The organism is Streptomyces sp. NPDC020780 (genome assembly GCF_044334475.1).
Classification (GTDB): Bacteria; Actinomycetota; Actinomycetes; order Streptomycetales; family Streptomycetaceae; genus Streptomyces.
Genome location: NZ_JBIRTB010000006.1, coordinates 135339 through 147912 on the forward strand (window position 1 = coordinate 135339; position 12574 = coordinate 147912).

12 protein-coding genes are annotated in these 12574 nt (G+C 67.9%); 6 read left to right on the forward strand and 6 right to left on the reverse strand.

Annotation, left to right across the window (positions count from 1 at the left end):
• The first annotated feature begins 44 nt into the window (after positions 1-44).
• Both murJ and ACH4VO_RS13425 read left to right on the forward strand, forming a co-directional pair.
• Positions 45-2207, forward strand: coding sequence for a murein biosynthesis integral membrane protein MurJ (gene murJ / locus ACH4VO_RS13420; protein WP_360995642.1), 2163 nt, complete (start codon positions 45-47; stop codon positions 2205-2207).
• A gap of 153 nt (positions 2208-2360) precedes the next feature.
• Positions 2361-4067: a protein kinase family protein gene (locus ACH4VO_RS13425; protein WP_360995640.1), complete on the forward strand. Its 1707-nt coding sequence runs from the start codon at positions 2361-2363 to the stop codon at positions 4065-4067.
• Positions 4068-4163: 96 nt separating this feature from the next.
• On the opposite strand, the gene ACH4VO_RS13430 is transcribed toward ACH4VO_RS13425, so the two are convergent.
• Entirely contained in the window at positions 4164-4355 is a 192-nt protein-coding gene (locus tag ACH4VO_RS13430; RefSeq protein WP_360995638.1) for a hypothetical protein, read from the reverse strand.
• 349 nt (positions 4356-4704) lie between these two features.
• Between ACH4VO_RS13430 and sigM the strand changes: the two genes are divergently transcribed.
• The 4 genes from sigM to trxA all read left to right on the forward strand — a co-directional run bounded on the left by sigM (position 4705) and on the right by trxA (position 7771).
• Positions 4705-5400, forward strand: coding sequence for an RNA polymerase sigma factor SigM (sigM, locus tag ACH4VO_RS13435; protein WP_360995635.1), 696 nt, complete (start codon positions 4705-4707; stop codon positions 5398-5400).
• Positions 5397-6305 (forward strand): hypothetical protein, encoded by a 909-nt coding sequence (locus ACH4VO_RS13440; RefSeq protein ID WP_360995632.1) that lies wholly within the window; start codon positions 5397-5399, stop codon positions 6303-6305. Before sigM ends, ACH4VO_RS13440 begins: the two co-directional genes overlap by 4 nt.
• 116 nt (positions 6306-6421) lie before the next feature.
• Entirely contained in the window at positions 6422-7393 is a 972-nt protein-coding gene (gene trxB / locus ACH4VO_RS13445) for a thioredoxin-disulfide reductase (protein ID WP_360995630.1), read from the forward strand.
• Positions 7394-7438: 45 nt separating this feature from the next.
• Positions 7439-7771 carry a thioredoxin gene (gene trxA, locus ACH4VO_RS13450; protein ID WP_360995628.1) on the forward strand — a complete coding sequence of 111 codons (333 nt, stop codon included), beginning with the start codon at positions 7439-7441 and terminating at the stop codon, positions 7769-7771.
• A gap of 92 nt (positions 7772-7863) precedes the next feature.
• Here trxA and ACH4VO_RS13455 read toward each other — a convergent pair whose 3' ends face one another.
• The 5 genes from ACH4VO_RS13455 to ACH4VO_RS13475 all read right to left on the reverse strand — a co-directional run bounded on the left by ACH4VO_RS13455 (position 7864) and on the right by ACH4VO_RS13475 (position 12572).
• The gene (locus ACH4VO_RS13455) at positions 7864-8481 is read right to left on the reverse strand and encodes a GNAT family N-acetyltransferase (RefSeq protein ID WP_360995626.1); all 618 of its coding nucleotides are present in this window, start codon (positions 8479-8481) and stop codon (positions 7864-7866) included.
• Positions 8482-8789: 308 nt separating this feature from the next.
• Positions 8790-9863 (reverse strand): ParB/RepB/Spo0J family partition protein, encoded by a 1074-nt coding sequence (locus ACH4VO_RS13460; protein ID WP_360995623.1) that lies wholly within the window; start codon positions 9861-9863, stop codon positions 8790-8792.
• Positions 9860-10936 (reverse strand): ParA family protein, encoded by a 1077-nt coding sequence (locus ACH4VO_RS13465; RefSeq protein ID WP_360995664.1) that lies wholly within the window; start codon positions 10934-10936, stop codon positions 9860-9862. Before ACH4VO_RS13465 ends, ACH4VO_RS13460 begins: the two co-directional genes overlap by 4 nt.
• Positions 10937-11230: 294 nt before the next feature.
• On the reverse strand, positions 11231-11953 hold the full coding sequence (rsmG, locus tag ACH4VO_RS13470; RefSeq protein ID WP_360995621.1) for a 16S rRNA (guanine(527)-N(7))-methyltransferase RsmG: 723 nt from the start codon (positions 11951-11953) through the stop codon (positions 11231-11233).
• A 109-nt stretch (positions 11954-12062) separates the two neighbouring features.
• Positions 12063-12572 carry a R3H domain-containing nucleic acid-binding protein gene (locus ACH4VO_RS13475; protein WP_360995618.1) on the reverse strand — a complete coding sequence of 170 codons (510 nt, stop codon included), beginning with the start codon at positions 12570-12572 and terminating at the stop codon, positions 12063-12065.
• Between the last annotated feature and the right edge of the window lie 2 nt (positions 12573-12574).

Here is a 12574-nt window from a genome sequence, read left to right on the forward strand (position 1 = left end):
GTCTGTCGTGGCCGGTCGGCCGGGGACAATGAGGTGGGGTTTCGATGAACGCGCCGTACGACGGTGACCGCGGCCAGGGCGCGGGCGGAGCTGGGTCTTCCGGCGGTCCGCCGGTACCACCCGCATCCGGACAGGACGGGGTGACGCCCGACCCGTACCTTCAGCACGCCTACGACCACGATCCGTACCGTGCGCAGGACCTCGCCGCGCAGGACCCGGTGGCCGAGGCCCTCTACGACCGCGCCTCCCATCCCCCCCCGCCCCCGGGCACGTATCAGGAGCCACCGGCGCTCTACCAGCAGCCCCCCGCCGGCCAGTACGCCCCCGACCCCCGCATCTGGGCCCAGACGCCGCCACCGGAGCCCGCAGGTCCCTCACGGCACCTTCCATACGGGGACAACCCGGCGACCACCCAGTACGTCGGGGTGGACGACCTGGTCACCCAGGCCGCCGCCGACGGTGAGCAGCCCGACGCCTTCGCCCACCTCTTCCGTGACCAGGAAGGGTCGGGACGCCCTCCGGTCCCGCCGGCCGAGCCAGCGGTGGCGGCTCCGGCCCCCGTGCCGCCCAAGTCCGGTGGCCGTGCCGCGGGAATACTGAAGTCGAGCGCTCTGATGGCTGCCGGGACCCTCGTGTCCCGGCTCACGGGCTTCATCCGCAGCCTGGTGATCACCGCGGCGCTGGGTGCGGCACTGCTCGGTGACAGCTTCACCATCGCGTACACCCTGCCCACCATGATCTACATCCTCACCGTGGGCGGCGGGCTCAACTCGGTCTTCGTCCCCCAGCTCGTCCGCTCCATGAAGGACGACGCGGATGGCGGCGAGGCGTTCGCCAACCGTCTGCTGACACTCGTCATGGTCGCGCTCGGTGCGATCGTGGCCCTGGCGGTCTTCGCCGCCCCCCTGCTCATCCGCATGATGTCCTTGCCGATCGCGAACGATCCGGCAGCCAACAGCGTCGCCGTCACGTTCGCCCGCTTCTGCCTGCCGACCATCTTCTTCATGGGCATCCATGTGGTGATGGGCCAGATTCTCAACGCCCGCGGAAAGTTCGGCGCGATGATGTGGACGCCGGTCCTCAACAACATCGTCATGATCTTCACCTTCGGCATGTTCATCTGGGTCTACGGCACCTCGGCCGAATCCCGGATGGGCGTCGAGACGATCCCGCCGGAGGGTGTGCGCCTCCTCGGCATCGGCACGCTGCTCGGTCTGGCCGTCCAGGCCCTGGCGATGATCCCGTACCTCCGGGAAGCCGGCTTCCGCTTCCGTCCGCGCTTCGACTGGAGGGGCCACGGGCTGGGCAAGACGGTCAAGCTCGCCAAGTGGACGGTCCTGTTCGTCCTGGCCAACCAGGCAGGCGTGCTGGTCGTCACCCAGCTCGCCACCTCGGCGGGCAAGCTCGCGGACAAGGACGGTTCGGGCTTCCTCGCCTACTCCAACGCCCAGCTGATCTGGGGGATGCCGCAGGCGATCATCACCGTCTCCGTCATGGCCGCGCTGCTGCCGCGTATCTCCCGCGCAGCCCACGACAACGATCCCGGAGCCGTGCGCGACGACATCTCGCAGGGACTGCGCAACTCCGCCGTCGCGATCGTGCCCGTCGCCTTCACGTTCCTGGCGCTCGGCCTGCCGATGTGCACCCTGCTCTACGCCTCGAGCGGTACGGAGGCCGCCCGGTCCATGGGCTTCATCCTGATGGCGTTCGGCCTGGGCCTCATCCCCTACTCGGTGCAGTACGTCGTGCTGCGCGGCTTCTACGCGTACGAGGACACCCGCACCCCCTTCTACAACACGGTCATCGTGGCCGCCGTCAACGCCGCCGCGTCCGCACTCTGCTACGTGGTCCTCCCTGCTCAATGGGCGGTCGTCGGAATGGCCGCCTCCTACGGGTTGGCCTATGCGGTCGGCGTGGGGATCGCTTGGCGACGCCTGCGCAACCGGCTGGGGGGCGATCTCGACGGCGCCCGGGTGGTGCGCACCTACGCCCGCCTCTGCCTGGCCGCGATCCCCGCGGCGCTCCTGGGCGGCGCCGTGGGCTTCGCTCTCCTCGAGGCACTGGGGGAGGGGGCCGGCGGGTCGGTGGTCGCCCTCGTCTGCGGCAGTGTGGTCCTGCTCGGCGTCTTCTTCGTCGCTGCCCGAAAGATGCGGATCGAGGAGCTGAACAGCATGGTCGGCATGGTCCGGGGGCGGCTCGGACGCTGACGGCTTCGCGTGGGGAGGTCGTGAAGGAGGACCGGCCCGCACAACCATCGCTGGGCACCGCGTGTCGTGCATAGCGCCGGAGTGTGGGCACAATTGGCATGACTGTGCAGAGCTGGCTGGCATCGCGCAACGGATGGGGAGGCAGGAACGACGGTGGCGGAACGTAGCACGGCTGCTGTGGATGTGGCCGACAACGACGGCGACAAACCGTCGGCCGCCAAGGCGGACGAGGCCACGCCCGAAGGGACGGCCCAGAACTCCGAGGGCGCGAGCCCGAAGAGCTCGGGCGGCGGACCGACGGGTGCGGGGCCCGTACCGGCAACCCCCGATCTGCACAGTGGTCACAAACTGGCCGGACGCTACCGCCTCGAAGAGTGCGTCACCCGTCTGGACGGGTTCAGCAGCTGGCGTGCCGTCGACGAGAAGCTGCGGCGTGCGGTGGGCGTCCATCTGCTGACCGCCGACCACCCGCGTGCCCGCTCGGTGCTCGCGGCCGCCCGCTCCTCCGCGCTTCTGGGAGACCCGCGCTTCGTGCAGGTCCTGGACGCGGTGGAGGAGAACGACCTCGTCTACGTCGTCCACGAGTGGCTCCCGGACGCCACCGAGCTCACCGCCCTGCTCGCGGCCGGGCCGCTGGAGGCCCACGACGCGTACCAGCTGGTGAGCCAGGTTTCCCAGGCCATGGCCGCCGCGCACCGGGAAGGCCTCGCGCACCTGCGGCTCACTCCCGGCGCCGTGCTGCGCAGCTCGACCGGGCAGTACCGGATCCGCGGCCTCGCCGTGAACGCCGCACTGCGGGGCATCACCGCGGACCAGCCGCTGCGTACGGACACCGAGGCCATCGGCGCGCTCCTCTATGCGGCGCTGACCCGGCGCTGGCCCTACGAGAGCGACGCCTACGGCTTGGCCGGACTGCCCAAGGACCTGGGACTGATCCCCCCGGACCAGGTGCGGGCGGGAGTCCACCGAGGCCTCTCGGAGCTCGCCATGCGGGCCCTCGCCAACGACGGAGCCACCGCCTCACGCCAGGAACAGCCCTGCACCACGCCGGACGAGCTGGCGAAGGCGGTCGCCGCCATGCCGCGCGTCCTGCCCCCGGAGCCTGTCTTCACCGCCCCGCCCGAGTACCGGCGGACGACCTACCAGCAGGGGACCTACGGACGCCCGCCGAACAGCCCGGCCGCCGCGACACAGCCGGTGGTCGTACCTCCGCCCCCGCTCCAGAGCCGTACCGGCAGGGCGCTCAAATGGGCCGTCTCCGCACTTCTCATCGCCGCCCTGGGCCTCGGCAGCTGGCAGCTGGCCGAAACAGTCCTCAACCGCAGCAACAAGTCCGACGAACCCGCGCCCACCCAGTCCCCCGCCGACGGGGGCGACGACAAGAAGCCGGCCGACCTCAAGGACCTCCGCATCGTCGACGCGGAGGAATTCACTCCCAGCGGTTCGGGAATTCAGCAGCAGGCGGTTCCGAACACCATCGACGGCAAGTCGGACACCGCTTGGGTCACTCCCCGGTACGTGGGTTACGCCAACTTCGGCAACCTTGCGAACCGCAAGCAGGGCAGCGGCATAATCGTCGACCTCGGCAGCGCCCAAGACGTAGCCGGCATCGACATCAAGATGTACCGCAGCCAACAGAAGGCCGAAGTGCTGGCGGCAGACGAGGACGCTTCGCAGCCCACGTCGCTGTCCGACTTCCCTCATCGCCTCACGAATCTGGAGACGACAGGGAGCACCGTACATAAGACCCTCACCGAGCCGGTCCGGACCCGCTACATTCTGGTCCGCATCGCGGAGTTGCCACCCGACGGCTCCTCAGGCTTCCGGGGCGGCATCTCGGAGATCTCGGTACTCGGATGAACGAACGGGCCGGCGAGGGAACTCCTTACCGGCCCGTTTTCCGCCGCCGCCTGCGTGACCCCACGCCCGTCTTGTCGCGGTGTCACGGAAGTGGAGCTAGCCCCAGTCGCTCTCCGTGCCGACCATGCCTATGCGCCCGCCGAACTGCACGCACGTGCCCTTCGCGTAGATCGTGACTGGTCCTGCGTACTGACTGCAGAGACCGTAGTCGGACACCTGGGTGCCACCGTTCACCTTGATGGAGACGCCCAGCTGTAGCTTGACGCCGGGATTTCTGGGGATGGCCACGGCACAGTTAGTCGTAACCGCCGTTCGCATACAGATCGAACCAGCCGGTGTCCACGCTCATTCTCTCGATCCTGCTGCCAGGACACAACGCCGCCGCACTTGCCGTACCCGCTCCTCCAACAACGCTCACACCAGGAAGCGTTGCGACTGAGATACTCATGGCCGCAGCCTTCTGCAAGCTAGGCTTCTTCATCTCCAGGCTCTCGTCGGTCGAACAGTGACAGATGGGCCGGCACACCGGTCAGGTCGGCCGTCCAAGATCCATCCGTACGGTCGGACTGTCCGCAGCAAAATCGAGAAGATCCTACGGATCACAGGCAGGCAGGGCCCAGAAGTAGGGAGGGGGACCGTGCATCACTCCGACCCACCCAGCGACCAGGATCTCCTGGCCCAGCACGTGGCAGGCGAACCGGACGCCTTCGGTGAGCTCGTGAGGCGGCATCGTGACCGCCTCTGGGCGGTCGCGATACGCACCCTCGGTGACCGCGAGGAAGCCGCCGACGCTGTACAGGACGCCCTCGTGTCCGCCTTCCGCGCAGCCCACACCTTCCGCGGCAGGTCCGCCGTCACCACCTGGTTGCATCGCATCACCGTCAATGCCTGCCTGGACCGGGCCCGTAAGGCGGCCTCACGCAGAACCTCGCCGGTCGAGGACGCCGAGCGGCTCGAGCAGCTTCTGGAGCCGCACGAGTCCGCCGAGGCTCCCGCCGAGCGGAAGGATCTGCACCGTGAGCTCCTGGCGGCGTTGGCCACCCTTCCCGCCGAGCAGCGCGCGGCACTCATCCTGGTGGACATGCAGGCCTATCCCGTCGCGGAGGCTGCCCGCATCCTCGATGTACCGACCGGCACCGTGAAGAGCCGCTGCGCCCGGGGCCGGGCAAGACTGCTTCCGCTGCTCACCCACCTACGTGACCAAGGAGACGGCGCGGGCAGCATCATGGAAAGGAACCGGACGCACGGGACATCCGTCCCACCGGCGTCAGGACCACGGGATGCAGGCACAAGCGATCCTGCTGCTGTACAGGGTGGAGGTGGGCTCGCATGACATCCACGGCCGACACGGCTCAGCACCCGGACGTCTCGGAGATCTCCGACCTCACCGAAGGTCTACTCTCCCCCTCCCGCTCCGAAGCCCTCCGTCGCCACATCGACGCCTGCGGGCCGTGCGGCGAGGTCCACGACGCTCTGGAGGAGGTTCGCTCCCTGCTCGGCACCGTGCCCGCGGAGGAGCACATGCCCGACGATGTCGCCGAGCGCATCGACGCCGCGCTGGCGGCGGAGACGCTCGCCGACCCTGCGGACGCTTCTCATCATGTTTCACGTGAAACACCCGAGCAGTCTCCGGAGGGAACGGCCTCCGGGCGCCCTCAAGGGCACCCCCGCGGAGCCACCGGCCCTGGTCGGCATACCGCCCGACGTCGCCGGCGCACAGTCGTTCTCGGCACCGCCCTGGGAGCGGCCGTGGTCGGCATGAGCGTCTTCATGCTTCAGTCGGTGCACCAGTCGCCGGAGTCAGCGGGAATGAAGGCCGACCAGGGCCTCAGTGCCGCCTCCGACGAAAAGCGTCGCGAGTTCACCGAAGGCACGCTCGAGGGAGATGTCCACGCCCTGCTGAGCGACACCGACACGAGCGGCACACCGGACGAGCCCTCCATGGACACGAAGTCCTCTCCGCGGAACCTCACCCCCGAGGCCTCGTCGCCCCGCACCCCTCTGCTGACCCCCGCCGTGGACGTGCCCCTCTGTATCCAGCAGGGAACCGGCCGAGAGGCCCCGGCCCTGGCGGTGGAAGAGGGCAGCTACGAAGGAACCGCCGCCTTCCTGGTCGTCCTTCCCCACACGACCGACCCGAGCCGCGTACAGGCCTATGTCGTAGATGCCGCGTGCGTGGACTCCGGGACTGTGGGCAAGGGCCGTCTGCTGCTCGCGCACTCGTACGCGCGTCACTGAGGCGCGACCCCGGACCGGATCCGGTACTTCGGGAATGTGTGCCCCGTAGGATCCGTTGGGTGGGGTGAGAGTCGAGGAACCGACCCCAGGCAGTCTGCAGAGACGAGGAAGAACCCGTGAGCGACGTCCGTAATGTGATCATCATCGGCTCCGGGCCGGCCGGTTACACCGCCGCCCTGTACACCGCTCGCGCGTCGCTGAAGCCTCTGGTCTTCGAGGGCGCCGTCACCGCAGGCGGTGCGCTGATGAACACCACCGACGTGGAGAACTTCCCGGGCTTCCAGGACGGAATCATGGGCCCTGAGCTCATGGACAACATGCGCGCCCAGGCCGAGCGCTTCGGTGCCGACCTCATCCCCGACGACGTGGTCTCCGTCGACCTCTCCGGCGACATCAAGACCGTCACGGACACTGCCGGCACCGTGCACCGTGCCAAGGCCGTCATCGTCACGACGGGATCGCAGCACCGCAAGCTCGGTCTGCCGAATGAGGACGCGCTCTCCGGCCGAGGCGTTTCCTGGTGTGCCACCTGCGACGGCTTCTTCTTCAAGGATCAGGACATCGCCGTGGTCGGTGGTGGCGACACGGCCATGGAGGAGGCAACCTTCCTCTCCCGGTTCGCCAGGTCGGTCACGATCGTCCACCGCCGTGACTCCCTGCGGGCCTCCAAGGCGATGCAGGAGCGGGCCTTCGCCGACCCGAAGATCAAGTTCGCCTGGGACAGCGAGGTCGCCACCGTCCACGGGGACCAGAAGCTCTCCGGTCTGACCCTTCGCAACACAAAGACGGGCGAGACGTCCGAACTGTCGGTGACCGGTCTCTTCATCGCCGTCGGTCACGACCCCCGTACCGAGCTGTTCAAGGGCCAGCTGGACCTCGACGACGAGGGTTACCTCAAGGTCGACGCCCCCTCGACCCGCACCAACCTGACGGGCGTCTTCGGTGCCGGCGATGTCGTCGACCACACCTACCGGCAGGCAATCACCGCGGCCGGGACCGGCTGTTCCGCAGCCCTCGACGCGGAGCGCTTCCTGGCTGCGCTCTCGGACGAGAAGCTCGCCGAGCCGGAGAAGACCCCGGCAGTCTGACCGCCTTCCCCCCTCCACACACCCCACGTAGTTAAGGAGGTCGCCGTGGCCGGCGCCCTGAAGAACGTAACCGACGACTCCTTCGACGAGGACGTCCTGAAGAACGACAAGCCCGTCCTGGTGGACTTCTGGGCGGCATGGTGCGGCCCGTGCCGGCAGATCGCCCCGTCCCTGGAGGCGATCGCGACCGAGTTCGGCGACAAGATCGAAATCGTCAAGCTCAACATCGACGAGAACCCGGCCATCGCTGCGAAGTACGGCGTCATGTCCATTCCGACGCTCAACGTGTACCAGAACGGCGAGGTCGCCAAGACCATCGTCGGTGCCAAGCCGAAGGCCGCGATCCTTCGCGATCTCGAAGCCTTCATCGGCGAGTAGGACGGCACCGCACACTGTTTCACGTGAAACGGGCCCACCCGGAGGGTGGGCCCGTTTCGTTCCGTCCGCAGGGACCTGTCCCCCTCTCGCGATCAGAGGGGACGTAGCGCTGGTTCCTTCTGTACCGCACCGAGCAATCTGTCCAGAGCCAGTTCGACGTCCTCTTTCCAGGAGAGCGTCGTACGCAACTCCAGTCGCAACCGTGGGTACACCGGGTGGGGACGCACCGTCTTGAATCCCACCGCCAGCAGATGGTCGGCGGGCAGTACACAGGCAGGCTCTTTCCAGCGGGCGTCACCGAAGGCCTCGATGGCTCTGACGCCCCGCCGCAGGAGATCCTTGGCGACCGTCTGCACCATCACCCGCCCCAGCCCCTGCCCCTGGAACCCGGGCGAGATCAACGCGGTGATGAGCTGGACAGCATCAGGAGACACGGGGCTGGTGGGAAACGCCATGGACCGCGGCACATATGCGGGCGGTGCGTAGAGGACGTAGCCGGCCGGGACATCGTCCACGTAGACGACCCGCCCGCAGGAACCCCACTCCAGCAGAACAGCGGAGATCCACGCTTCTTTCTCCACCTCAGGCCTGCCGGCCTTTACCGCTGCTTCCCCGCTGACCGGATCAAGTTCCCAGAAGACACACGAGCGGCATCGCCGGGGGAGATCCGGAAGGTTGTCCAGTGTGAGCGGTACGAGCCGACGCCCCATGTAGGCGGTTCCTCACTTCCTTCGCCCGCCGCATCCCGTGCGGCTGCCAGCGCACTCCGTTCTCGGAACAGGCTGCCGACGAAGCCCCCGACAGCACCAAGCCCCAATCCAACTGTCACCAGGTGGCTGCGATTCACTGATCGCACGGCCCCCGCCTCCTCTGAGGTACATCACGGTGGTGGAAACGCCATACCAGAACGCATCGTATCCACCCAGACATGATGCGGACACCGAGGAAATGCAAAGGGCGGGCCGTGTTCCGGAAACTTCTCCGGCACAGGGCCCGCCCTACGGCCTCCTCGGAAGGCTCAGCTCTCGTCCTCGCCCTGCTCCTCCGAGAGGCTCCGCTCCAGCACTCGCCCCTCGCCCGGAGCCAGGCTACCGAGAATCCGGTCCAGATCCTCCATCGAGGCAAACTCGACGACGATCTTTCCCTTCTTCTGTCCGAGGTCGACTTTCACCCGGGTCTCGAAGCGGTCCGAGAGCCGGGAGGCGAGATCAGTGAGGGCCGGCGAGACGCGGCCGCCCGCCCGGGGACGCTTCGGCTTCACCGAACTCGTGGGCTCGGAGCCCAGCAGACTCACGATCTCCTCGACCGCGCGCACCGAAAGCCCCTCCGCCACGATGCGGTGGGCCAGCCGGTCCTGCTCTTCCGAGTCGTCCACCGACAGCAGCGCCCGTGCGTGGCCTGCCGAGAGAACACCGGCCGCTACCCTGAGCTGCACCGGCGGAGAGAGTCGCAGCAGACGCAGAGTGTTCGAGACCTGAGGGCGGGAACGGCCGATCCGGTCCGCCAGCTGATCCTGTGTGCACTGGAAGTCCTTCAGCAGCTGGTCGTACGCCGCCGCTTCCTCCAAGGGGTTCAGCTGGGCCCGGTGCAGGTTTTCCAGGAGCGCATCGAGCAGGAGCTTCTCATCGTCCGTGGCACGGACGATGGCCGGAATGCGTTCCAGGCCGGCCTCGCCGCAAGCCCTCCACCGACGCTCACCCATGATGAGCTCGTAGCGGTCGTCGGCCACCTTGCGGACGACCACGGGCTGGAGAAGACCGACCTCCTTGATGGAGGTCACCAGCTCCGCCAGAGCGTCCTCGGCGAAAACCTCACGAGGCTGCCTTGGATTCGGCGTGATCGAATCCAGCGGCACTTCGGCGAAGTAGGCCCCGGCGGAGTCGGTCGAGTCGGCAACGATCTCGAGCTCGGCCGGGGGAGAACTCGGCTCCGGCACCAGCGGACCGGACGGGAGACCGGCCACCCCACGGTCAGCGGTCATCAGGGCCGAGGCCGCCGGACCCGAGGGGGGAGCGGCCGCCTGCTTCTCCGACGGAGCGGCGGGGATCAGTGCACCGAGCCCACGCCCCAGCCCTCTACGACGCTCACTCACTGCATGCCCTCCGTGTTGCTCTGCTGGCTGTTGTGCATGCCCGTGTGGGGCTGCTGCGCCTCATAGTGCATCCCCACGCCCCTCAGGGCGATCTCACGGGCCGCTTCGAGGTAGGACAGTGATCCGCTGGATCCCGGATCGTAGGTCAGCACGGTCTGCCCGTAGCTCGGTGCCTCGGAGATGCGTACGGACCGCGGGATGCTCGTCCGCAGCACCTCCTTGCCGAAGTGGCTGCGAACCTCCTCCGCCACCTGAGAGGCGAGCCTGGTACGCCCGTCGTACATGGTGAGGAGGATCGTCGAGACATGGAGATCCGGGTTCAGATGTCCCCGCACGAGGTCGACGTTGCGCAGCAGCTGACCCAGGCCCTCCAACGCGTAGTACTCGCACTGAATCGGGATGAGGACTTCGGCCCCGGCTACAAGCGCGTTGACCGTCAGCAGCCCCAGGGACGGCGGGCAATCGATGAGGATGTAGTCCAGAGGCTGCTCGTAGGCCTGAATGGCCCGCTGAAGCCGGCTCTCCCGCGCTACCAGCGACACCAGCTCGATCTCCGCACCGGCGAGATCGATGGTGGCCGGCGCACAGAAGAGACCCTCGACGTCCGGAACGGGCTGGACCACCTCGGAGAGCGGCATGCTGTCGACCAGCACGTCGTAGATGGAGGGAACGTCCGCGTGGTGGTCGATCCCCAGAGCCGTAGAGGCGTTCCCCTGCGGATCAAGGTCCACCACCAGGACGCGCGCCCCGTGCAGCGCGAGCGAAGCGGCGATATTGACCGTCGAGGTGGTCTTGCCGACTCCGCCCTTTTGGTTGGCAACCACCATCACGCGGGTCTGCTCAGGCCGAGGCAGGCCCTCACCGGCGCGGCCGAGGGCCTCAACTGCCAGTTGGGCCGAACGACCGATGGGTGTGTCGTCCATCGGAGGCGGCGTTTCACGTGAAACACCGTCCCCCACGGACTCGGTACGGGGACCGGGGACCGGATCGGTCATCGGTCCCGCGATATTGGCGTCGGACCGCAAGGATTCACTCTCCTCGACTTCAGGCTCGCAATGAACAGAGCCTGCCATGCTTTCGGGGTTGCGAACCAGCGAGGCCGACTCTTCTGTGGATGAATCCACTTCTGTGGACAACTCGGTAACCCTTACGGGCCTGCGGTCGCGCGGCGATGCCGCCGCACGACCGCGGTCGATAATTCCCTGCAGCAGAGAGCGACGTTTCACGTGAAACACGATGCCCCTGGAGCGACGCGCCGACGTTTCGACACTCCGCGAAGGTCACATATAGCCGCACGCTCCGCACGCACGGGCAAAACGCCGCATACGGAATGAATACGAAAAAGGGCGCGCCGATGGCGGCGCACCTCAGGCCTGGCGACGCCGGCGCGTCCGTCCCACGCGCGCAGCCTTGGCGCGCTTTGCGGCGAACCTCACACCACCCGGGCTCTCCCCGACCACCACGCGCACCACGGTGGACGCAGGCTCGACCAGCCCCTCACCCACGTGAAGCACCTCGGTCTCCACCACACCGAGCTTGCTCAGCGCGGCACGAGCACCCTGGATCTCCTCCTCCGCGGTGTCTCCCTTGAGAGCCAGCATCTCGCCGTACGGACGCAGGAGAGGTACGCCCCAGCCGGCAAGGCGATCGAGGGGAGCGACGGCCCGAGCCGTCACCACATGCACCGGCTGCAGGGATCCGAGGACTTCCTCGGCCCGGCCGCGTACGACCGTCACGTGGTCCAGGCCGAGCAGCTCGACGACTTCCTGGAGGAAGTTCGTACGACGCAGCAGCGGCTCCAGCAGCGTGATCTTCAGGTCGCGGCGCACCAAGGCGAGGGGAATCCCGGGCAGGCCCGCCCCCGACCCGACATCGCACACCGTGACGCCGTCAGGAACCACTTCGGAGAGCACGGCACAGTTCAGCAGGTGGCGCTCCCACAGCCGCGGCACCTCGCGGGGGCCGATCAGCCCCCGCTGGACCCCGACGTCCGCGAGCAGTTCCGCGTACCTGACAGCCATGGGAAAGGACTCACCGAATACCGCTTGCGCCTCCTTGGGCGCCTGAGGGAGCTCTGCTGCCTCGCTCACGAGGACCGTCCTTCCGTACCGCACTAGCGCACTGTGGGTGGCTGACTATCAAGCTGACAACGATCGGCCCCGTCTGCGGACAGACGGGGCCGACAGTACAAGGGTCCGGTCAGGCCGGAAGAACAACGACGAAGCGCTGCGGCTCCTCGCCCTCCGACTCACTGCGCAGGCCCGCCGCCGCCACGGCGTCGTGCACGACCTTGCGCTCGAACGGCGTCATGGGCTCCAGCTTCACGGGCTCACCGGAGCTCTTGACCTCGTCGGCGGCCTTCGCACCCAGGGCGGCGAGCACTTCCCGCTTCTTGGCACGGAAGCCGGCGATGTCCAGCATCAGGCGGCTTCGGTCACCGGTCTCCCGGTGCACTGCCAGACGCGTGAGCTCTTGGAGCGCCTCCAGCACCTCGCCGTCGCGGCCCACAAGCTTCTGCAGGTCACGCGGCGAGTCACTGATGATCGACACCGCGGCCCGGTCCGCCTCCACATCCATGTCGATGTCACCGTCGAGGTCGGCGATGTCGAGCAGACCTTCGAGGTAGTCGGCCGCGATCTCCCCCTCCTGCTCGAGGCGGGTGAGAGTGTCGCTGCCCTCAGCGGCCGTGGTGATGGTGCCGTCCGTCACGG

What these genes read in the sequence shown, in the direction of transcription:
- ACH4VO_RS13440 (WP_360995632.1), top strand. Translation starts at nt 5,397, where the DNA reads ATGACATCCACGGCCGACACGGCTCAGCACCCGGACGTCTCGGAGATC.
- ACH4VO_RS13465 (WP_360995664.1), bottom strand. Translation starts at nt 10,936, where the DNA reads ATGGCAGGCTCTGTTCATTGCGAGCCTGAAGTCGAGGAGAGTGAATCC.
- ACH4VO_RS13455 (WP_360995626.1), bottom strand. Translation starts at nt 8,481, where the DNA reads ATGGGGCGTCGGCTCGTACCGCTCACACTGGACAACCTTCCGGATCTC.
- murJ (WP_360995642.1), top strand. Translation starts at nt 45, where the DNA reads ATGAACGCGCCGTACGACGGTGACCGCGGCCAGGGCGCGGGCGGAGCT.